This window comes from Acidovorax sp. ST3, from assembly GCF_003231145.1.
Lineage (GTDB): Bacteria > Pseudomonadota > Gammaproteobacteria > Burkholderiales > Burkholderiaceae_C > Acidovorax.
In genome coordinates, this window is record NZ_QKVP01000003.1 from 693,701 (window position 1) to 715,059 (window position 21,359).

The window sequence follows — 21,359 nt, forward strand, 5'->3', positions numbered from 1 at the left end:
CGGTCAGGCGTTCAGAGTGTCGCCGATGACGCCCTTGCGCAGCAGGAAGTTGCCCCAGGGCTGGCGCTCGCCCGTGACGACGATGGCATAGGCTTTTTTGACGCGCTCGTAGAACGCAAAACGCTCCACGCCCTCGGCCTGCTCGCTGGCTACGCCCTCGCGCGCCAACACGTCCATGGTTTCGCGCTGCAGGGCTGAGCGGTACGGCACTTCCGTGCCACCCACCTGCATGTAAGCCACGGGGTGCGGCACATCCTGCGCCAGAGGCAGCACGCTGGCCACGGCCTGCACGGCGCGCGCCATGCCAATGCCAGGCAGGCGCAGCACCGGCTTGCCTGCGCCCAGGCTCATGGCCGTGAAGTTGGCGTCCGCCAGCACGATGGCGTCGTCGTGGCCCATCTCGGCCAGCACCTTGAGCAGGTCGGGGGTCAGCAGGGGATCAATGTTTTTCAGCATGGGAAGCGTTTCAGGCAAGGCATTCGGCGGGCAGCTCGGACGCGGCCATGGCGCCCGTCATCACGGCCACGGTGTCGCTCATGCTGATCTTCTTGGGGTTGACCACGGCCGCGCGCTTGCCCAGGCGGGCGATGTGGATGCGGTCGGCAATCTCGAACACATGGGGCATGTTGTGGCTGATGAGGATGACGGGCAGGCCCTTGTCGCGCACGCGGCGGATCAGCTCCAGCACCATGTTGCCCTCCTTCACGCCAAGGGCCGCGGTGGGCTCGTCCATGATGACGACATGCCGTGCAAACGCTGCGGCGCGCGCCACGGCCACGCACTGGCGCTGGCCGCCCGAGAGCGTCTCCACCGCCTGCGTCATGGAGCGGATGCCCACCTTCAGCTCGGCCATGCGGGCCACGCTTTCTTCGAGCATCTTCTTTTTGTCGAGCATGCGCAGCGCGCTGCCCAAGAGGCCCGGGCGGCGCAGCTCGCGTCCGAGGAACAGGTTTTCGGCAATCGTCATGGCCGGGGCCACGGCCAGGTCTTGGTATACGGTTTCGATGCCCGCACGGCGCGCGTCGATGGGGCTTTTGAATTGGATGCGCTGGCCGTCGAGCAGGATTTCGCCTTCGTCCGGCACGGTGGCGCCGGACAGCGCCTTGATCAGGCTCGACTTGCCCGCACCGTTGTCACCGATCACAGCCAGGATCTCCCCGGCGCGCAGTTCAAAGTCAGCGCCGTCGAGCGCGGTGACTTGGCCGTAGCGCTTGACCAGGCCCTTGGCCTGCATGACCAGCGGTGGGGTCGTTGTATGTGTGGAGTTGGTCATGATCAACGCACTCCTTTGCGCGAGAGTTGGTCGGTGGCCACGGCCAGGATCACGAGGATGCCGGTGACCAGTATCTGGTAGACCGACGACACGCCCATCAGCGTGAGCCCGTTGCGGAACACGCCCACAATCAGCGCCCCCACCAGCGTGCCCAGGATGACACCGCGCCCGCCAAACAGGCTGGTGCCGCCCAGCACCACAGCGCTGATGGCGTCGAGGTTGTCGGTCTGCCCCGCGTTCGGGTCGCCTGCGCCGGTGCGCGCCACCGACAGCAGCGACGCAATGCCGTAGAACAGGCCTGCCAGCACATACACGCCCAGCAGCACCTTGTCGGTGGCAATGCCGGTGAGGCGCGTGGCCTCGGGGCTGTTGCCCACGGCGTATACATGGCGGCCGGGCGCGGTCTCGCGCAGCGCAAACCAGGTGACGAGGTACAGCACCAGCATCAGCACCGCGCCCCAGACAATGGCGGTCTGCCCCAGCTGAAAGGTGTTGCCCAGCGCTGTCATGCCCGCAGGGATGTCGGTGATGGTCTGCGCACCCGAGTACAGCTGCGTGGCGGCAAACGCGATGTTGAGCGTGCCCAGCGTGACGATGAAGGGCGGCAGCTTGATCTTGGTGACCAAGAGGCCGTTGACCAAACCAAACAGCATGGTCACCGCCATGCCGCAGGCAATTGCCACGGGGGCCGAGAGGCCGTAGTCCGCCGCCATCTTGGTCATGACGATGCCGCCCAGCGCCATCACCATGCCACACGACAGATCAATGCCCGCCGTGAGGATGACCAGCGTCTGGCCGATGGCAATGACCGCCACCACCATGACCTGCTGCAGGATGAGCGCGAAGTTCTGCGCTGACAGAAAACGCTCGCTCTGCGTCGCAAAAAAGGCGCACGCGAGGATCAGCGCAATGAACGGCCCCAGCGTGGCCAGCGGCGGTAGTTTGGAAGCGGTCGAGGACATGGCGGCTCCGTGCGGGTGGACAAAGGGGGCGCTCAGGCAAGCCCATTGCAGGGTGCCTGGCGCCAAGTCAGCAGAGGCAGCTTATTTGGCGCCCCAGCACAGGTCGGTGCCAGTTTTCACATCCTTGCTGTCCACGCCCGCCATGGGCTTGGCAGCGATCAGCGTCACGCCGGTGTCGGTGTAGCCGCTGACCTTCTTGCCGGTCTTGGCGTATTCCACGCCTGCCGCCACGCCCATGGCGGCCATGCGCAGTGGGTACTGCTGGCTGGTGGCGGCGATCACACCCTTGCCCACATCGGCAATGCCTGCGCAGCCGCCGTCCACCGAGACGATGAGCACGTTCTTCTCCTTGCCTGCGGCCTTGAGCGCGTTGTAGGCACCGGCGGCAGCGGGCTCGTTGATGGTGTAGACGATGTTGATGTCGGGGTTCTTCTGCAGACAGTTTTCCATGCCGGTCTGGCCCTTGGCGCGGTCACCAAAGCTGTCGGCCATGCAGACCACTTCGGCGGGGCGCGACAGTTCGTTGCTCTTGGCATCGTTGGCCTGCAGGCCAAAGCCCTTCAGGAAACCGTTGTGCCGCTGCGCGCCCACGGGGTGGCCGGGGAACAGGTCCAGCGTGGCAATCACAGGTTTCTTGCCCGCCGCGGCGGCCTTGGCGTACTGGCCGATCAGCTCGCCGGCCTTGTAGTTGTCGGTGGCAAACAGCGCGTCCGTCGCGTCCATGGGCTCGGTGGGGCTGTCGAGTGCAATCACCATCACGCCGCGTGCCTGCGCCTTCTTGATGGCGGGCACGATGGCCTTGGCGTCGCTGGGGGTGATGAGGATGGTCTTGGCACCGGCGGCGATCAGGTTCTCCATGGCCGTGACCTGGCCCGCGTTGTCGCCATCGGTCTTGCCTGCGGCCGACACCAGCTTTGCGCCCAGCTTCTTGGCCTCGGCAGTGGCACCCTCTTTCATCTTCACGAAGAAGGGGTTGGTCTCGGTCTTGGTGATGAGGCCGATGACGGGCTCGGACGTTTGCGCCTGGGCCAGGCCACAGGCCAAGGCGCCGGTGAGGGCAAGGGCAGAAAGCGCGAAGGCGGGGATGCGTTGCATGGCGTTGTCTCCAGGTGTTGGGATGGCAGATTCCTGTCGGCCCCGTGCTGCGCGGCTGGCAGGTGAACCACTCTTGTCGGGTGGATGGGATCGAACTATAGTGGCCGACAAGTTAATAAATCAAGTGGATTTACTTATGGTTTTCCCTATCCAGTCCGCCAGCTCTGCCCCCACCCACACCCCACGGCCGCTGCGCGTGGCCACGGCGGGTGAGGCCCTGTTTGACCTGATCGAAGAGCCGGACGGCCGCCTGAAGCCCTGCGCGGGCGGCGCGGTCTACAACCTCACCCGCGCGCTGGGCCTGCAGGGCGTGGGCACGCAGTACCTCAACCCGCTGTCGGGCGACATGCTGGGGCGGCAACTGGCGCGTGGCCTGCACGATGCGGGCGTGGCCCTGGCCTCCCCCACGCCGGTGCGCGCGCCCAGCGCGCTGGCGCTGGCCGCACTGGATGCCGAGGGCAAGGCCAGCTACAGCTTCTACCGCGACGGCGTGGCCGACCGCCAGGTGACGGCCGCGGCGCTGACGGCCGCCTGCGCTGCGTTACCCGACCTGCAGGTGGTGGCCACGGGCTGCCTGGCGCTGGTGGCGCAGGACGCTGCCATCTACCAGCCCTGGCTGGCAGCGCAGCGCGCAGCGGGCCGCATGGTGGTGGTGGACGCCAACCTGCGCCTGTCGGCCGTGGACTATGCGGAGTCCTACCGCGCCAACGTGATGGCCGCCCTGCAGCACACCCACCTCATCAAGGTGAGCGACGATGACCTGGAAGCGCTGGCGGTTCCGGGCGCCAACGCCTTGGAACGCGCCCACTATTTGCAGCAGCAAACACAGGCCCAATGGCTCGCCCTGACCCTGGGGCCAAACGGCGCCTGGCTGCTGCAGCGCGATGGGCTGGCCGTGCATGCGCGCGAAGAGGCGCCAATCACGGTGGTGGACACGGTGGGAGCGGGCGACTGTTTTCTGGCAGGGCTGATCACCGCCTTGTTGGCTGGGCCCGAGCGGGGGGAGGAAGCGCTGGCCCTGCGCGCGGGGGGCATCACGGCGCCCATCACGGAAGCCCGGCTGCGCACCGTGCTGCACCACGCGCTGGCGAGTGCCAGCCATTGCGTAGAGCGGGCGGGCTGCACGCCCCCCCGTTACGAAGAAGTGCGCGAAAGGCTGGCGCTGCGGCGCTCTGCGACTGCCGCAGGCCGGTAGCCTTTACTCGGCGGGCTTGGCGGCCGGTTTGCGGGCCCGGCTGCGCGGGCGGGCAGCGGGTGCCTTGGCGGGCGTGGTGCCTTCTGCCTCCGCAGCAGAGGCGTCGGGCGCGGCGGCGGGGGGGTCGACATGAACCGCTTCACCCGCATCACCCCCAGCACGCGCACTGCGTGCACGGGGCGTGGCGGCCTTGCGTGGGCTGGCGGCAGGCTTTGCGCTGTCTCCACTGCGCGCACGGCTGCGGCGAGGGGCAGCGGCTTCTGAGCTATCGACCTCGGTCGAAGCACTGACCTCCGGGGTGTCCGCGCCCTCTTCTGCTTCGGAGCGCAGCGCTTGTGGCGCGGTGGTATCGATCACCGGCTCTGGCGGCACCGCCTCAAGAGCCACGGGCTGACTGAAATAGCGGCTGGCCGGGCGCTCAGCGGGAGCATCGGCCTGCTCGGACTCAGGGTGTTCGTTGCGCTGCGTGGGGCGATTGTCTCCACGGTCTGCGCGGTCTGCACCCTCACCACGACGCCCTCGGCTGCGACCCGGCGCGCCCTGCCCTTCGCCACCTTCAGAACGCAGGTCAGGCGCCGTCGCCACCGCATGGAAATCGTGCCGTGTCGCTCCGCCTTGGCTGGTGCGCTCATTGGTGCGCTCACCGGCGCCTTCAGGCCGTGCGGGCACGACTGGGGCGCTCGACCCGCCATGGCTGCGGTACACATACGCACCTGATTTTTCATCGCGCCCAAACTCCAGCAGCCCACGCGCCTGCGCTTCCTCCAGCAGGTTGCCAAAGGTGCGAAAGCCATACCGGCCTTCGCTGAAATCGGGCTTGCGGCGCTTGATGGCCTCCTTGAGCACCGAGGCCCAGATCTTGCCGGTGTCCCCCCGCTCCAGCAGCAGGGCCTCGAAGGTTTCGGCGGCCAGCTCCACGCCCTGGGTGCGGCGTGCGTCCTGGCTTTCCTTGCGGCTGCGCTCTTCTTCGGGGCTGCGGCGGGGCGCAGGTGGCGGGTTGCTGCCAGGGCTCTGGCGGCGGGCCTGGGCACGCTGGTTTTCGCGCACCAGGTCGTCGTAGAAGATGAACTCGTCGCAGTTGGCGATCAACAGGTCGGATGTGGACTGCTTCACGCCCACGCCGATCACCTGCTTGTTGTTCTCGCGCAGTTTGGACACCAGCGGCGAAAAGTCCGAGTCGCCGCTGATGATGACGAAGGTGTTGACGTGCGACTTGGTGTAGCAGAGGTCCAGCGCATCCACCACCAGGCGGATGTCGGCCGAATTTTTGCCCGACTGGCGCACGTGCGGGATTTCGATCAGCTCGAAGTTCGCCTCGTGCATGGTGGCCTTGAAGCCCTTGTAGCGCTCCCAGTCGCAATAGGCCTTCTTGACCACGATGGAGCCCTTGAGCAGCAGGCGCTCCAGGATGGGCTTGATGTCGAACTTTTCGTACTGCGCATCGCGCACGCCCAGGGCGACGTTTTCAAAGTCGCAGAACAGGGCCATGCTGATGCTGTCGGAGGGGGATGCCATATCGTGTGTGAGTTCCGTTCAATGCTGCGGATCATCACACGGAACGCATTGCCCCCTCCGAAGGGAGTGGCCTCAGGTGGGTTTGGCCAAGCCCAATTTCTCGACCAGCGCCTTCTCGCGCGTGAAGGTGTCCTGCGCAAACTTCTTGTACGCCGACGTGCTCATGTACATGGGCACCATGTCGTAGCGGGCGAGGGCCGTCTTGTAGCTGTCCTGCTCCATGGCCTGTTTGAAGGCGTCGTGCAGGCGCTTGACCACCGCATCGGGCGTGCCCTTGGGCGCGCCGATGCCAAACGGCGAGTTCTGCACCAGGTTCAGGCCCAGCTCCTTGAGCGTGGGCGCATCGGGGAACTTGGCCAGGCGCTCGGCGCCCCAGGTGTTGAGCACGCGCAGCTTGCCGGCCTCGACCTGCGGCGCAAAGCCGGTGGAGTCGGCCGCCGCCATGATCTGCCCGCCGAGGATGGACTGCATGAGGTCGGCGCTGCCCTTGTAGGGCACATGCAGCAGCTCGATGCCCAGCTGCTGCGCGATGAGTTCCATGGTCAGGTGCGGGCTGGTCATGGTACCGGTGGAGCCGTAGCTCAGCTTGCCGGGGTTGGCCTTGGCCCAGGCCACGAAGTGGGTCCACGTCTTGAGTGGCGAGTCGGCGGGCACCACCAGGCCAAACGCGTAGCCGGTGACGTTGAGCACGTAGCTGATGTCCTTGACGGGGTCCCAGTTGATCTTTGTGGTGTAGGGCAGGCGGAACACGCCCAGCGGAATCTGAGCCACCGTGTAGCCGTCGGCTGGAGAAGTTTGCAGCTGCTGTGCGGGCAATGTGCCGCCGGCACCGGGCTTGTTCTCCACGATCACGGGCTGGCCCAGGATCTTGCTGGCGTTGTCGGCCAGCGAACGCATGGTGATGTCGGTGGGGCCACCGGCAGGGAAGGCGATGATCAGCTTGATGGGCTTGTTGGGAAAGCTCTGGGCCTGTGCCAGGAATGCGGGGGCGGCCAGGCTGGCGGCTCCCCATTGGATGATCTGGCGACGTTGCATGGCGGGCTCCTGAAAAGCAAAAACAAGGACGTCGCCATTGGACTGCAGGCCGCGCCGCGAGGGTATGCGGAAACCCCCTAGCCCATGTCGCCAAGGCGCCAGCGCGCAGCCCTTGCGCTGGTACACCGCCGGGGCTGCATCACGCCTTGTAGGTGGACAGCAGGATGCTGGTTTCAGTGTTGGCAATGCCGGGCGTGAGCCGGATGCGGCCCAGGGCTGCGTCAAACGCCTCCAGGCTCTCGGCGCGCACCTCGGCCACGATGTCCCAGCGGCCGTTGGTGGTGTGCAGTGTGCCCACGGTGGGCTCGCCACGCAGCGCGCGGATCACGGCGGGGGCGGCGTTGCCCTCCACCGCAATGCTCATCCAGGCGCGGATGCGCTGGGGTTCTGAATCGGGCCGCAGGCGCACGGTGTAGCCGGTGATGACGCCGCTCTCCTCCATCTTGTGGAGGCGGTTTTGCACCGTACCGCGCGACACGCGCAGCTTTTGCGCCAGTGTGGCGACCGGGGTGCGGGCGTCGCCACGCAGGATGCTGATGATTTCGCGGTCGGTGTCGTCAAGCTTGGTCATGGTGGGCGGGGCAACTGGCAGATCGACAATTTTCTGCGCATTCTGATGGCTTGGGTGCCAGGTCCCACAGGCCCGTGAAGCACGCCGTCGTGCCCTGCCACGCTTTGCACCCAGCGGCGTGCGACCGGCCTGTACCAGCGCGTCACAGGCCCATTGGGCATAAAAATGCCTGGTAGCGCCAGTACACATTGCCCTGACAGCTATCAAATCAGGAGTACCACCAGTCATTGCCCCGGCGGCAACACCTGCGCTTCCAGCCGCGCATCGCAGCCAATGCCCGACGCAATCCAACGCCGGGCCAGCGCCGACATCGCACGCACCGCCCACGGGTACGTCATGCCCGTCACCGCCGCCGGGTCGGCCACCATGCCGCACCAGTAGCGCTGGTCGGCATTGCTCCAGCGCAGGGCCGCACAGGCGCCCCGGCGACGGCGCGACACCAACACGCCCAGAGGGCAGGGCTCGACCAAGCAGCACAGACCGCAGCCGTTGCAGGGCGCGCCTTCGGCCGGCTTGGGCGGTGCTTCAGGGTGCAGCCACACCACGGTGGGTGAGCCAGGGGGTTGTGTGGACATCAGTTGCGAATGGCGTAGAGCGCAACGGCAACACCGCACACGCTTTGGCTCATTGTGCCGCCAGCTTCAATGTCCCGGCCCCGCGATAACGCCCGCCCAGCGCGGCTGGCCCCTCACCCCATGCCTAAAAAAAGCCCCTGCTGCGAAGGCAGCAGGGGCTGAACCGGCCGAAGGACCGGGGAGGGAGACAAGCAATGAGATCGGTAGAACGCGCGGTGCGCGCGAGGCTCAGCAGCCCGACGGGCGGTTGGGGCGCATCGGCACGATGCCGCTCACGCGCAGCGTGGCGCCCGATCCGTCGGAGGCCGTCAGCGTCTTGCCGGTAAAGCGCACCTGGTCGCTCTCGCGCACCACGGCGGTGTCGGCGGGTTCGCCGCTGCCGTATTCCTTGCCGTCAAAGGTCAGGAACACTTGGTGCAGGCTGGTGGCATCCGGGCGGTAACGGATATCGCCGAACGCAGTGGCGGCGGAGCCCACCTTGTTGGCACCGTCAAAGCGGAAGGTGCACAGCTCGGGCACCGAGCCGATGGGGTTCTTCTTGTCCACATCGGTGAGGTTGAGGGCGCCGTTGCCGTAGACGCCATTCAGGCCGTCAACGGTGGCGTTGCTCACCGTGAGCACGCCGGGTTCGTTGCTGGGGGATGGGTCGTCGTCATTGCCACCCCCGCAGGCCACCAGCAACACAGAGGTGGCCGCAAGGGCGGTACAGGTCTTGAGGAAATGGAGCGTTTTCATGGCGGTGTGTCCTGGGATGTGGATGGAAGGTGGGGAACCGATCCCCTGCAGCCCATCGTAGGAAAACCACCCCAGGCGCCACGTGCGCCATGTTCCGCGCTGTGCGTAGGACAGAGGCCGATGGGGCTGTGCGCCCCTAGCCCCACAGCCCCCTGCCCTCGGCGCCTCAGCGCGCCAGCACCGGCGCCAATGCCTTGCCCGTGTGCGTGCCTGCAGCCACCACCTCTTCGGGCGTAGCGGCCGCCACGATGCGGCCACCGGCGTTGCCGCCCTCCGGTCCCAGGTCCAGGATCCAGTCGGCCTCGGCGATCACATCCAGGTCGTGCTCGATCACGATCACACTATGGCCACCGTCCACCAGGCGGTGCAGCACACGGATGAGCTTGTCCACATCAGCCATGTGCAGGCCCACGGTGGGCTCGTCCAGCACGTACAGCGTGTGCGGCACCTTCTGGCCGCGGCGGCCGACCTCGTCGCGCACCTTGGTCAGCTCGGTCACCAGCTTGATGCGCTGCGCCTCGCCGCCACTGAGCGTGGGTGAAGGTTGCCCCAGCGTGAGGTAGCCCAGCCCCACGTCCTTCAAGAGCTGCAGCGGGTGCGCGATGCTGGGCATGGTGGCGAAAAAGTCCACGGCCTCGTCCACTTCCATCTGCAAAACATCGCCAATGCTCTTGCCGCGCCAGGTCACGGCCAGCGTCTCGGGGTTGAAGCGGGCGCCGTGGCAGGTTTCGCAGGGCACCTTCACGTCGGGCAGAAAGCTCATCTCGATGGTGCGCACACCCGCGCCTTCGCAGCTGGGGCAGCGGCCTTCACCGGTATTGAAGCTGAAGCGCCCGGCCGCATAGCCGCGCGCCTTGGCCTCCAGCGTTTCGGCAAACAGCTTGCGGATGGTGTCCCAGAAGCCGATGTAGGTGGCAGGACAACTGCGCGGCGTTTTGCCGATGGGCGTCTGGTCCACTTCCAGCACGCGGTCAATGCTTTCGAAACCCGAAAGGCCCGTGCAACCGACCAATGGTGGCGCCTTGCCCGCGTCCATCGCATCGCGCCCGGCCTTGGTACTGCGTTGCTGCACCCAGGCCTGCACATTGGCCAGCAGCACATCGCGCGCCAGGGTGGACTTGCCCGAGCCGCTCACGCCCGTCACTGCCACCAGGCGGTGCAGCGGCACGGTGGCGGTCACGTTCTGCAGGTTGTGCAGCTGCGCGCCGTGCACCGTCAGCCAGCGCATGGCGGCGCGCTCTTTGGCCTCGGTGAGTGCATCGGCGGCCAGCGCAGCGGCTTGGGCGGCGCGCTTCTTCACGGCGGCGCTTTTGCGGCCGGTGGGCGCTGCGGCTTCAGCCTGCGCAAACGCGGCGGTGGCTTCGGCGCTCACCTCGCCAGCCACCATGCTGCGGCGCAGCTGCAGCGGGTGCTTCATGGCATGCAGCAAGTAGCGGCCGGTTTGGGAATCGGCGGTGTCCGTGAGGTCGCTCACCGAGCCCTGGGCCACCAGGCGCCCGCCGCGTTTGCCCGCGCTCGGGCCGATGTCGATGATGTGGTCGGCACGGCGGATGGTGTCTTCGTCGTGTTCCACCACCACCAGCGTGTTGCCCTTGTCGCCGAGCTTGTGCAGGGCGTTCAGCAGAATCTGGTTGTCGCGCGCATGCAGGCCGATGGTGGGCTCATCGAGCACGTAGCACACGCCCTGCAGGTTGCTGCCCAGCTGCGCGGCCAGGCGGATGCGTTGCGCCTCGCCACCGCTGAGCGTGGGCGCCCCCCGGTCCAGCGTGAGGTAGCCCAGGCCCACTTCTTCCAGAAACTCGAGGCGGCTCTGGATCTCGGGCACCAGGTCGCGGGCAATGTCGGCCTCGCGCGCCGTCATGCCGCCTTCAATGCGCAGGGTCTCCACCCAGCGGCGCACATCGGTCACGGACAGCGCGGCAATGTCGGTGATGCCTACGCCTGCAAACTGCACAGCGCGCGCCGTGGCATTCAGCCGCGTGCCGCTGCAGCTCGGGCAAGCCGTGTCGGCCAGGTCTTCCACCTCGGGCTCGGCAAAGGTCTGCTCGCGGCCTTTTTCCTTGTCGTCCTGCACCGAGTCGTCAAACACCTTGCGCTGGTCTTTGGTGAGCTTGACACCGGTGCCCACGCAGTCGGGGCACCAGCCGTGTTTGCTGTTGTACGAGAACAGGCGCGAGTCCAGCTCGGCATAGCTGGTGGCGCATACCGGGCAGGCGCGTTTGGTGGAGAACGCCTGCAGCGCACCAATGCCCGCCGTGGGCTGGCCGCCCTCCATGGCCTCGCGCAGGCCGGTGATCCCACTGAGCACATGCACCACGCCCTTGCCGTGCGTGAGTGCGTCGGCCAGCGCGGTGCGCAAAGCCGCTTCATTCTCGGGCGACACATCGAGGCTGGCCACAGGCAGCTCGATGGTGTGTTCCTTGAAGCGGTCGATGCGCGGGAAGTTGGTGGTGGGCAAAAAGTTGCCGTCCACGCGCAGGTGCGTGTAGCCGCGCGGACGCGCCCAGTCAGCCAGCTCGGTGTACACGCCCTTGCGGTTCATCACCAGCGGCGCGAGCAGGCCGATGTGCTGGCCGCGGAACTGCGTGAGCAGCTGCGCGGCGATGCTCTCGGGCGTCTGCGGCTGCACGGCGGCGCCGTCCTTCACGCAGTGCTGCGTGCCCAGCTTGACGTACAGCAGACGCAGAAAGTGCCACACCTCGGTGGTCGTGCCCACGGTGGACTTGCGCCCGCCGCGCGAGAGGCGCTGCTCGATGGCGACGGTGGGCGGGATGCCATACACGGCATCCACCTCGGGCCGGCCGGCGGGCTGCACGATGGACCGCGCATAGGCGTTGAGCGATTCAAGGTACCGCCGCTGGCCTTCGTTGAACAGGATGTCGAACGCCAGCGTGGACTTTCCCGAGCCACTCACGCCCGTCACCACGTTGAACTTGCCGCGCGGGATGTCCACGCTCAGGTTCTTGAGGTTGTGCTCCTTGGCGTTGACGATTTCAATGGCATTTTTGGCCTCCTGCGCGCGTCCCTCTTGCCCAAGCAGCTCCTTTTTTCGTAGCGCCGCAGCTTTTTCGTGCACCGAGTGGCCGCCCACGCCCAGCGCCAGCTCGTAGTCGCGCAGCGCCTGCCCGGTGTGCGAGGTGGCGTGCTGCCGCACGTCCTCGGGCGTGCCCTCGGCAACGATGAGGCCCCCCGCGTAGCCGCCCTCGGGGCCCAGGTCGATGAGCCAGTCGCTGGCGCGGATCACGTCCAGGTTGTGCTCGATGACGATGAGCGAGTGCCCCGCATCGATGAGCTTGCGCAGCGCGCGCATGAGCTTGGCAATGTCGTCAAAGTGCAGGCCCGTGGTGGGCTCGTCGAACAGGAACAGCGTGCCTTTGCGCGCCACAGCCTGGCGGGATTTGGCGGCCGTTTTCGCCGCTTCGGCCAGAAAGCCTGCGAGCTTGAGGCGCTGCGCCTCACCGCCGGACAAGGTGGGCACGGGCTGGCCCAGCGCCACGTATTCGAGCCCCACGTCCACGATGGGCTGGAGCGCGCGGATCACGTCGCGGTCGTTGGCAAACACCGCCGCCGCCTCGGCCACGGTGAGCGCCAGCACATCGGCCACGTTCAGCGTCTTCCCGCCGCGCTCGATGGTGATCTCCAGGATCTCGGGGCGGTAGCGCTTGCCGTCGCAGTCCGGGCAGCGCAGGTACACGTCCGATAGGAACTGCATCTCCACATGCTCAAAACCCGAGCCGCCGCAGGTGGGGCAGCGCCCGTCGCCGCTGTTGAAGCTGAACTTGGCGGCGGTGTAGCTGCGCTGCTTGGACAGCGGCGCCACGGCAAACAGCTCGCGGATGCTGTCCCACGCGCCTACATAGCTCACGGGGTTGGAGCGCGCGGTCTTGCCGATGGGCGACTGGTCTACAAACACCACGTCCGACAAATGGTCCGCGCCCAGCATGCGGTCGTGCGCGCCGGGCGCGTCGGTGGCCTTGCCGAAGTGGCGCAGCAGTGCGGGGGCCAGCACGTCCTGGATCAGGCTGGACTTGCCCGAGCCGCTCACGCCGGTCACGGTGACCAGGCGCTGCAGCGGAAATTCGACCGTCACATCCTTCAGGTTGTGCTCGCGCGCGCCTTCGAGGATGAGGCGCGGGGTCGATTCCGTCACCATGCGCTTGAAGCCAAAGCCCACATGCTTGCGCCCGCCCAGGTAGGCGCCTGTGAGAGTGTCGGCCTTGCGCAAATCGGCCGTAGTGCCGTCGAACACGATCTGCCCACCCAGGCGGCCCGGGCCGGGGCCCATGTCGATCATGCGGTCGGCCGCGAGCATCACGGCCGGGTCGTGCTCCACCACCACCAGCGTGTTGCCCGCATCGCGCAGGCGCAGCATGGCCTCCGTGATGCGGTGCATATCGCGCGGGTGCAGGCCGATGCTGGGCTCGTCCAGCACAAACAGCGTGTTGACCAGGCTGGTGCCCAGGGCCGTGGTGAGATTGATGCGCTGCACCTCGCCGCCGCTGAGCGTGCGGCTTTGGCGGTCGAGCGTGAGGTAGCCGATGCCCACGTCGCACAGGTACTGCAGGCGCGTGGTGATTTCTTCGTGCAGCAGCTTCAGCGCTTGCGCGTCGCCACCCTTGGCATCGTCGCCCACCGGCAACTGCATGCGCGCAAAGAACTGGCGCAGGCGGTCAATGGGCAGCAGCATCAGGTCGTGCAGGCACAAGCCGGGCAAGGCCTCCAGTTGCTCACGGCTCCATTGCACGCCCTCGGGCAAGAAGCGTTTGGCGGGCTCCAGCACCGCGTCGGCGTCTTCCTTGCGGCCGATGCGCCAGAGCAGGCTTTCGGTCTTGAGCCGCGCGCCCGCGCAGGTGGGGCATGGCGTGTAGCTGCGGTACTTGGACAAGAGCACACGGATGTGCATCTTGTAGGCCTTGCTCTCCAGGTATTCAAAGAAGCGCTTGATGCCGTACCACTGCTTGCTCCACTGCCCGTCCTTGTAGCCGGGGGCGCCGTTGATGACCCATTTTTTCTGGTCGTCGGTGAGCTTGTACCAGGGGGTGTCGCGCGGGATGCCTGCGGCCTCGGCGTGGCGCATGAGGTCGTCCTGCGCCTCTTGCCACGCGGGGGTCTGGATGGTCTTGATGGCGCCCGCGCGCAGCGTGAGCTTGTCGTTGGGGATGACCAGGCCGTAGTCCACGCCGATCACGCGGCCAAAGCCCCGGCAGCTCTCGCACGCGCCCACGGCCGAGTTGAACGAGAACATGGAGGGGATGGGGTCGCTGTAGCGCAGGTCGCTGTCGGGGCAATGCAGGCCGGTCGAGAAGCGCCACAGCTCGGGCTCGCCTTCATCCACCAGGCGGTACACATTCAAACGCCCCGTGCCGCGCTTCAGGGCCACCTCAATCGCCTCGATCACGCGCGCCTTCTCTGCATTGCCCAGGCGAAAGCGGTCGGCCACCACGTCCAGTACTTTCACAGCCCCCACGCTCCCCACTGCGTGTGGTTCGCTGCCCCCCGAGGGGGCGCTCGCTTGCTTGGGGCGGCCCGGCGCGGCGCTCGTGCGCGACCCGATGGGCCTGAACTCCTCGCGCTCGGCCTGCACCTTGGTGAAGCCGCTGGCGGACAGCCATTGCTCGACCTGCTCTGCGCTGGTGTTGGCAGGCAACTCGACTGGGAAGGTCAGCACGATGCGCGGGTCGCCTGCCTCGGCACTGCGACGCTGCAGCTCGGCATAGATGGTCTCCGGCGAGTCGTGCCGCACCGGCTGCGCGGTCTGCTTGTCGAACAGCTGGCCCGCACGCGCGAACAACAGCTTGAGGTGGTCGTTCAGCTCCGTCATGGTGCCCACGGTGGAGCGGCTGGAGCGCACGGGGTTGGTCTGGTCGATGGCAATCGCGGGGGGCACGCCCTCGACCTTGTCCACGGCGGGCTTGTCCATGCGGTCCAGGAACTGGCGCGCGTAGGCACTGAAGGTCTCCACGTACCGGCGCTGGCCTTCGGCATACAGCGTGTCGAACACCAGGCTGGATTTGCCCGAACCGCTGGGGCCCGTCACCACCGTCAGTTCGCCGGTGCGGATGTCCAGGTCCAGGTTCTTGAGGTTGTGCTGGCGTGCGCCACGGATACGGATCTGTCCCTGGGTCATGGAGGCGGTCTTTCTGGGGTGAGGCGGGACATTCTAGGGACGCACTCCGGGTTTGCGCCTGCGCCCGCCGATTACCCCCGAGGCGCACTGCGGTGCTTTTGACCATGGACAAAGCACGCGCAATGGAGCAGCGGCTAGGGAAAAGCGGGTGTTCTGGCCGGGAACATCCGGCTAGACTGCGGCCTCCACACAAAACAAGAGGAGACCGCCATGACAAAACAATGGCAACTGCGGGCGGCGGGCTTGGTCCTGGCGCTGGCGGCCAGTGCAGCCAGCCATGCCCAGATCCTGATCGGCCAGACAGCAGGGTTCAGCGGCCAGGTCGCCGCCGGGGTGAAGGAGACCACCGATGGTGCACTGCTGTACATCGATGCCATCAATGCCAAAGGCGGCGTCAACGGCCAGAAGATCGAGCTGATCTCCCTGGACGACAAGTTCGACCCCAAGCTGGCAGCGGAAAACGCCCGTACGCTGATCGAGGACAAGAACGTCTTGGCCCTGTTCCTCAACCGGGGCACCCCGCACACTGAAGCCATCCTGCCCCTGCTGGACAAGCACGGCGTGGTGCTGGTGGCGCCGTCCACGGGTGCCATGGTGCTGCACCAGCCGGTGCGCAAATACATCTTCAACGTGCGCGCCACCTACCAGCGCGAGGCCGAAAAGGCGATCACCCACCTCGCTTCCATGGGCATCAGCCGCGTGGCGCTGGTGTATGCGGACGACAGCTTTGGGGCGGACGGCATCCAGGGCGCACAAAAGGGCTTGGCAGCCGCCAAGCTGACCGCCGTGGTGTCCGAAAAGTTCGACCGCGCCAAACCCGACTTCGCCCCCATTGCCGCCAAGGTAGCCAAGGCCGACGCGCAGGCGGTGTTGATGGTGGCCTCGGGCTCTGCGGTGGTGGACGCCACCACCGCGCTGCGCACGGCGGGCTCGGCCGCGCAGATCGTGACGCTGTCGAACAACGCCTCCAGCGGCTTCATCAAGAGTCTGGGCGCCAACGCACGGGGTGTCATCGTGACCCAGGTGTTCCCCAATGAGCGGGCCGTGACCTACCCGATGGTGAAGGAAGCCCAGGAGCTGGCCAAGACCAAGGGGCTCACCGAGATCAGCCCCGCTATGCTGGAGGGCTTTGCCGCCGCCAAGGTGCTGGTCGAAGGCCTCAAGCGCGCGGGCCCCAAGCCCACCCGCGACAAGATCCAGACCGCGCTGGAAAGCATCAAGAAACTGGACCTGGGCGGGCTGGAGGTGAACTTCAGCCCCGAAGACCACACCGGACTGGACTTTGCCGACCTGTCCATCATCGGCACGGACGGGCGCTTCCGCCGCTGAGCGTCCGCGCACCGGGTCTACGCGTTTTTACAGTTGTCCCGCGCGGGGGCGTGCCTACACTCGGGCGCTCCACACGCAGGAGACAACCCCATGAAGACAACTGGCTTGGCCGGTGCGCTCTGCGCCCTGGCCGCCGCCCTGGGCATCGGTTCCGCCCACGCACAGATCCTGATCGGCCAGACGGTGGGCATCACCGGATCGGCCGCCGCCACGGTGGCCGAATCCATGCAGGGCGCAGCCCTGTACATCGACCACATCAACGCCAAGGGCGGCGTGGGCGGGCAGAAGGTGGAGGTGCTGTCGCTGGACGACAAGTTCGACCCCAAGCTGACCCTGGACAACACCCGCACGCTGATTGAACAAAAGGGCGTGATTGGCCTGTTCATGACCCGTGGCACGCCCCACACGCAAGGCATCATCCCGGTGCTGGAGCAGCATGGCGTGCCGCTGGTGGGCCCGTCCACCGGGGCGATTGCGCTGCACCAGCCGGTGAGCAAATACGTGTTCAACGTGCGTGCGCCCTACCAGCGCGAGGTGACCAAGGCCATTTCGCACCTGCACACGCTGGGCATCCAGCGCATTGGCGTGGTGCATGTGGACGACACGTTTGGCGCGGACGGCCTGGCGGGCGCCCAGGCCGGCTTCAAGGCCAACAACATCGAGGCGCTGTTCATCGAGAAGTTTGACCGCGCCAAGCCCGACTACAGCGCCATCGCACCCCGCGTGGCCGGCAAGCAGCCCCAGGCCGTGATTTTCATCGGCACGGGAGCGGCGGTGGTCGATGGCATCAAGGCCTTGCGCGCTGCGGGCGTTGCCGGCCAGATCGTCACGCTGTCCAACAACGCGTCGGGCGGGTTTGTGAAGGCCCTGGGCGACCAGGCCCGGGGCGTGGTGGTGACGCAGGTGTTCCCGTCGGAGCGCTCGCTCAACTACCCCGTGGTCAAGGAGGCCATGGACCTGGCCAAGGCCAAGAACATCGGCGACCTGACGCCCGCCATGCTGGAGGGTTTTGTGAGCGCCAAGGTACTCGTGGAAGGCCTCAAACGTGCAGGCGCCAAGCCCGACAGCGCCAAACTCCACATGGGGTTGGAAAGTATCAAGAAGTGGGATCTGGGCGGCATGGAGCTGAGCTACAGCCCTACCGACCACAGCGGGCTGGACTTCTCCGACCTGTCCATCATCGGCACGGACGGCCGCTTCAAACGCTGACACGGCACACGCTCCCGAGCCTCAGGTCACCACAAAAAAAGGCCCTGCCAGCAATTGCTGGCAGGGCCTTTGTCATGCCGGGCAACGTGCTTATTGCGCGCTGGCAGCCGAGGCAGGAGCCGCAGCGGGCGCAGGTGCGGCAGCAGGTGTCGCCGCGCTGGCCGGGGCCTCCGGCGCGTGCACCGCATCGGCACCGTGCTTTTCACCGCCCATGTCGGCCTTGTCGCCCGCCGTGATGATCACGTACATCGACAAAGCAGCAAACAAGACGAAGCCAACAACAATCTTCCACATATCAATATCTCCTGGGATGGGTTTGTTCAATCAAGGGGCCTGGCTGAACGGGCAAGGTTGTGGGTTGTACTGGTGCACGGTACAAGCCCCTTGATGGAACACAGGGCCCGACCCTTGCGGGGCGGGCCCTGTACACCGGTCAGTAAGGATCAGTCGTTGGCGTAGATGTCAACGTCCTTGGTTTCCTTGATGAACAGGCCACCGATCACCACCGTGGCACCGGCAATGATGATGGGGTACCACAGGCCGTTGTACATGTTGCCGGTCTGGGCCACGATGGCAAACGCCGTGGTGGGCAGCAGGCCGCCGAACCAGCCGTTACCGATGTGGTACGGCAGGGACATGGACGTGTAACGGATGCGGGTGGGGAACATTTCGACCAGCATGGCGGCGATAGGGCCGTACACCATGGTCACCAGCAGCACCAGGTAGGTCAGGATGATGGTGACCATCACCTTGTCGATGCGGGCTGGGTCAGCCTTGGTGGGGTAGCCAGCGGCCTTCAGGTCGTCGGCCACGAGCTTCTTGAACTCGGCGTCCTTCTTCTTGGCTTCGTCAGCGCTCAGGCCCTTGCTGGAGTACGAGGGGATCGCGGTTTCGCCAATCTTGATGGTCGCCACCGTGCCGGCGGGAGCCACAGCGTTTTCATAGCTCACCGAAGCACCAGCCAGCACCTGCTTGGCGATGTCGCACGAGCTGGTGAACTTGGTGGTGCCTGTGGGGTTGAACTGGAACGAGCACTCGGCAGGGTCGGCAGTGATCACCACCTTGTTCTTGGCCTGGGCTTCAGCCAGAGCGGGGTTGGCCGCCTTGGTGAGGGCGCCGAACACAGGGAAGTACGTCAGCGCGGCCAGCAGGCAGCCTGCCAGGATGATGGGCTTGCGGCCGATCTTGTCGGACAGCGCACCGAACACAATGAAGAACGGCGTACCGATCAGCAGCGACACAGCCACAAAGATGTTGGCGGTGGCGCCATCGACCTTCAGTGCTTGCGTCAGGAAGAACAGCGCGTAGAACTGGCCCGAGTACCACACCACGGCCTGACCGGCGGTCAGACCCACCAGTGCCAGGATCACGATCTTGAGGTTCTTCCACTCACCGAAGGATTCCTTCAGCGGCGCCTTGGAGGTCTTGCCCTCGGCCTTCATTTTTTGGAAGGCAGGCGATTCATTCATCGACAGGCGGATCCACACCGAGATGGCCAGCAGCAGGATCGACACGATGAACGGGATGCGCCAGCCCCAGTCGGCAAAGGCTTCTTCACCCAGCACGGTACGGGTGCCCAGGATCACCATCAGCGACAGGAACAGACCCAGCGTGGCGGTGGTCTGGATCCAGGCCGTGTAGGCGCCGCGCTTGCCGTGTGGAGCGTGCTCGGCCACATAGGTGGCAGCGCCGCCGTACTCACCGCCCAGTGCCAGGCCTTGCAGCAGGCGCAGGGCAATCAGGATGACGGGAGCGGCCACACCGATGGACGCATAGGTCGGCAAGATGCCCACGATGAAGGTGGACAGGCCCATGATCAGGATGGTGACCAGGAACGTGTACTTGCGGCCGATCATGTCGCCCAGACGGCCGAAGAAGATGGCGCCGAAGGGACGAACAATGAAGCCCGCCGCAAACGCCAGCAGCGCGAAGATGAACGCCGAACCGGCATCCAGACCGCTGAAGAACTGCTTGGCGATGATGGCTGCGAGCGAGCCGTACAGGTAAAAGTCGTACCACTCGAAAACGGTGCCGAGCGACGAGGCGAAGATGACCTTCCTCTCTTCGGGCGACATCGGCCGCGGTGCGGGATGAACAGTTGCCATGGTGTGTGTCTCCTATTGGTGTTACAGACCGCACTGCGGCGGGCTGCACGCATTCTTGGAGATGGCACTGACCACCCTCTGACGCGAAACCAACAAGAGCTTTCATCAAACTGACCGCTCTCTGACAACTTAGGGTGAAACCCGCAGCACCCCTTTCAGCATCCGGAAATTGCTCAGCGCTTGCCGGGTAAACCCGATGGGAGCTGGCTGACGGCGTCCCAGTCCGGTCCGCCGAACCAGGCGTCGCCATCGAGGTAGGCACGCAGCATGGGCAGGCCGTCAAGCCCCCAGAACAGCTTGCCGTCCACGCCGAACGCGGGCACACCAAACACACCGGCGGCCTGCGCAGCTTCGGTGTTGGCGCGCAGCAAGGCTTTGGGGCCGTCGCTGTTCACGTCCTGTCCGGGGCGCATCTGTTCCGCCAACGCCTCGGCCAGCGCGGCCAGGCGCGCGGGGTCGAGCGCGTCACCACCGCCCTGCCACACGTGACGCAGCACCGTGCCCGCCACGTAGCGGTTGATGCTGCCGTCGTCGCTGCAGGCCAGGGCCTGGCGCAGCAGGGGCAGCGGGTTGAACGGGTGGCGCGCCGGCATCTGCAGCGGGGTGCCCTGCGCATGGCCCAGCCAGGTCACGTGGCGGTAGGTCCAGTCGCGCTTGGGGGCAATGCCCGCAGGGCCGGGGTTGCCGTGCTGCTGCAGCAGGGCACCCAGCAGCACGGGCTGGTAGGTCACGCTGTAGGTCAGCCCTTCCAGCACCTCGGGCAAGCGCTCAAACGCCAGCCAGGCATAGGGGGAAATGAAGTCCAGGTAGAACGTGATGCGCTTCATGCTTCGGTCTCCGGCACGGGCCAGGCAATGCCCGCACGCTGCAACAGCTGCGCCCAGATGGCGCGCCGCTGCGGGGCGTCGGCGCGCGACCAGGCACGAATTTCATCCAGCGTGCGAAAGCAGCCTTCACAGTGGCTGCGGTCGGGCGTCATGCGGCACACCGAGATGCAGGGTGAAGGCACCGGCTCGGTGCTTCGGGGGCCAAAATGGCCAGTAGCGCCAGTGTCTTTTGCCTTGGCAGCTAGCAAATCAATAGCATTCATGCGGCCACCTGGGGCGCGGGGGTGTCCGCCACAGGCGCCTGCACCACATCTACAACGGGAGCGCCCGTCAGGCGCTGCAGGTCGCTGGGGTGCAGGGGGAACACGCCATGCGGGTGTCCTGCTGCGGCCCACACCACGTCAAAGCGCAGCAGGTCCTGGTCGATGAGCGTGACGGGCGGCGTGGCATGCGCCACGGGCGACACGCCGCCAATCGAAAAGCCGGTGCGCGACTTGACGAACTCGGCATCGGCGCGGCCGATCTTGCCGCCCACATGGGCTTCCACCTTTTTCTCGTCCACGCGGCGGTCGCCCGATGTGACCACCAGCACCGCTGCATCGTCGCTCTTGCGCCGGAAGATGATGCTCTTGGCCACCTGCCCCACCAGGATGCCCAGCGCATCAGCGGCCTGCTGCGCAGTGCGCGCGGCATCGTCCAGCATCTGCGGCAGGTGCGGGTGGCCGAGCCGCTGCAGCTCGGCAGCCACACGCTGTACGCCCTCGGGCAGGTTTTTCAGTTCAGCTCCACACATGCGCATCGGTCTC

At 66.3% G+C, this 21,359-nt stretch carries 18 protein-coding genes; 3 read left to right on the plus strand and 15 right to left on the minus strand.

What is annotated here, in order from left to right; genetic code table 11:
- Nucleotides 1-3 precede the first annotated feature (3 nt).
- From DNK89_RS12400 to DNK89_RS12415, 4 genes are all read right to left on the minus strand, one after another.
- Nucleotides 4-456: an RbsD/FucU family protein gene (locus DNK89_RS12400; protein ID WP_015015730.1), complete on the minus strand. Its 453-nt coding sequence runs from the start codon at nucleotides 454-456 to the stop codon at nucleotides 4-6.
- A 10-nt stretch (nucleotides 457-466) separates the two neighbouring features.
- Complete coding sequence (locus tag DNK89_RS12405) at nucleotides 467-1,273, minus strand: ATP-binding cassette domain-containing protein (RefSeq protein ID WP_110960318.1); 807 nt, start codon at nucleotides 1,271-1,273, stop codon at nucleotides 467-469.
- A gap of 2 nt (nucleotides 1,274-1,275) precedes the next feature.
- Entirely contained in the window at nucleotides 1,276-2,235 is a 960-nt protein-coding gene (locus DNK89_RS12410; protein WP_110960319.1) for an ABC transporter permease, read from the minus strand.
- 81 nt (nucleotides 2,236-2,316) lie between these two features.
- On the minus strand, nucleotides 2,317-3,330 hold the full coding sequence (locus DNK89_RS12415) for a sugar ABC transporter substrate-binding protein (RefSeq protein ID WP_110960320.1): 1,014 nt from the start codon (nucleotides 3,328-3,330) through the stop codon (nucleotides 2,317-2,319).
- Nucleotides 3,331-3,466: 136 nt separating this feature from the next.
- Here DNK89_RS12415 and DNK89_RS12420 point away from each other — a divergent pair, with 136 nt between their 5' ends.
- Entirely contained in the window at nucleotides 3,467-4,525 is a 1,059-nt protein-coding gene (locus tag DNK89_RS12420; RefSeq protein ID WP_110960321.1) for a PfkB family carbohydrate kinase, read from the plus strand.
- A 3-nt stretch (nucleotides 4,526-4,528) separates the two neighbouring features.
- Here DNK89_RS12420 and DNK89_RS12425 read toward each other — a convergent pair whose 3' ends face one another.
- The 6 genes from DNK89_RS12425 to uvrA all read right to left on the minus strand — a co-directional run bounded on the left by DNK89_RS12425 (nucleotide 4,529) and on the right by uvrA (nucleotide 15,083).
- On the minus strand, nucleotides 4,529-6,040 hold the full coding sequence (locus DNK89_RS12425; RefSeq protein WP_110960322.1) for an NYN domain-containing protein: 1,512 nt from the start codon (nucleotides 6,038-6,040) through the stop codon (nucleotides 4,529-4,531).
- A gap of 72 nt (nucleotides 6,041-6,112) precedes the next feature.
- On the minus strand, nucleotides 6,113-7,075 hold the full coding sequence (locus DNK89_RS12430; protein ID WP_015015736.1) for a tripartite tricarboxylate transporter substrate binding protein: 963 nt from the start codon (nucleotides 7,073-7,075) through the stop codon (nucleotides 6,113-6,115).
- A gap of 139 nt (nucleotides 7,076-7,214) precedes the next feature.
- Nucleotides 7,215-7,646, minus strand: coding sequence for an Lrp/AsnC family transcriptional regulator (locus DNK89_RS12435; RefSeq protein WP_110960323.1), 432 nt, complete (start codon nucleotides 7,644-7,646; stop codon nucleotides 7,215-7,217).
- A gap of 224 nt (nucleotides 7,647-7,870) precedes the next feature.
- Complete coding sequence (locus DNK89_RS12440) at nucleotides 7,871-8,221, minus strand: hypothetical protein (RefSeq protein ID WP_110960324.1); 351 nt, start codon at nucleotides 8,219-8,221, stop codon at nucleotides 7,871-7,873.
- 228 nt (nucleotides 8,222-8,449) lie between these two features.
- Nucleotides 8,450-8,956 (minus strand): hypothetical protein, encoded by a 507-nt coding sequence (locus DNK89_RS12445; RefSeq protein ID WP_110960325.1) that lies wholly within the window; start codon nucleotides 8,954-8,956, stop codon nucleotides 8,450-8,452.
- Between the two features lie 166 nt (nucleotides 8,957-9,122).
- Nucleotides 9,123-15,083, minus strand: coding sequence for an excinuclease ABC subunit UvrA (uvrA, locus tag DNK89_RS12450; protein WP_110960326.1), 5,961 nt, complete (start codon nucleotides 15,081-15,083; stop codon nucleotides 9,123-9,125).
- 210 nt (nucleotides 15,084-15,293) lie between these two features.
- On the opposite strand from uvrA, the gene DNK89_RS12455 reads away from it, so the two are divergent.
- Nucleotides 15,294-16,412: an ABC transporter substrate-binding protein gene (locus DNK89_RS12455; protein WP_110960327.1), complete on the plus strand. Its 1,119-nt coding sequence runs from the start codon at nucleotides 15,294-15,296 to the stop codon at nucleotides 16,410-16,412.
- A gap of 90 nt (nucleotides 16,413-16,502) precedes the next feature.
- Complete coding sequence (locus DNK89_RS12460; protein WP_110960328.1) at nucleotides 16,503-17,621, plus strand: ABC transporter substrate-binding protein; 1,119 nt, start codon at nucleotides 16,503-16,505, stop codon at nucleotides 17,619-17,621.
- Between the two features lie 90 nt (nucleotides 17,622-17,711).
- Here the strand turns inward: DNK89_RS12460 and DNK89_RS12465 are convergent, their stop codons facing one another.
- From DNK89_RS12465 to DNK89_RS12485, 5 genes are all read right to left on the minus strand, one after another.
- Complete coding sequence (locus DNK89_RS12465; protein ID WP_110960329.1) at nucleotides 17,712-17,915, minus strand: hypothetical protein; 204 nt, start codon at nucleotides 17,913-17,915, stop codon at nucleotides 17,712-17,714.
- 149 nt (nucleotides 17,916-18,064) lie between these two features.
- Nucleotides 18,065-19,726 carry an MFS transporter gene (locus tag DNK89_RS12470; RefSeq protein WP_110960330.1) on the minus strand — a complete coding sequence of 554 codons (1,662 nt, stop codon included), beginning with the start codon at nucleotides 19,724-19,726 and terminating at the stop codon, nucleotides 18,065-18,067.
- Between the two features lie 173 nt (nucleotides 19,727-19,899).
- Nucleotides 19,900-20,553, minus strand: coding sequence for a 2-hydroxychromene-2-carboxylate isomerase (locus tag DNK89_RS12475; RefSeq protein ID WP_110960331.1), 654 nt, complete (start codon nucleotides 20,551-20,553; stop codon nucleotides 19,900-19,902).
- A complete protein-coding gene (locus DNK89_RS12480) occupies nucleotides 20,550-20,816 on the minus strand; it encodes a DUF1289 domain-containing protein (RefSeq protein ID WP_110960332.1) in 267 nt (88 codons plus the stop codon). Before DNK89_RS12480 ends, DNK89_RS12475 begins: the two co-directional genes overlap by 4 nt.
- Entirely contained in the window at nucleotides 20,813-21,346 is a 534-nt protein-coding gene (locus DNK89_RS12485; protein ID WP_110960405.1) for a YbaK/EbsC family protein, read from the minus strand. The genes DNK89_RS12480 and DNK89_RS12485 overlap by 4 nt, the downstream gene beginning before the upstream one ends.
- Nucleotides 21,347-21,359: the final 13 nt, after the last annotated feature.